Below are 301 nucleotides of genomic sequence, written 5' to 3'. Positions count from 1 at the left end.
CCAGGCCTCAGTGTTGCAAAAGCTGATCGGTGGTCAAAAGCTTTACGCTCATGTTGTAACGGCCCAGGAAGATACGGGTAGCGGTCAGGACGTGAAAGTTCGCGGAGTTTTCCTTTCAGAAGAAAGCGCTTCGGATAACGCTTCCGCGATCGCCGAACAGATGAAGGATACTGTCAATCAGGAGCTCTCCAAGGACCTTGGCGAGGAATACAGCCCGGTTGGCGTGCAACAGAAAGGACGCAAGTACCTGGTCACCTGCGGAGATGAAGGTATTTTGGCCACAGTCGAAATTCATACCCAC

Annotated in this window: 1 protein-coding gene; it reads left to right on the top strand. The window is 52.5% G+C overall.

Annotation, left to right across the window (positions count from 1 at the left end):
* Nucleotides 1-13 precede the first annotated feature (13 nt).
* The coding region (locus tag AC3XQU_RS23620) for a hypothetical protein (RefSeq protein ID WP_489876574.1) at nucleotides 14-301 on the top strand (288 nt) is incomplete at its 3' end.

This window comes from Telluria sp. AZSoR62, from assembly GCF_058111565.1.
This window is presented reverse-complemented; position numbering and strand designations above follow the sequence as displayed.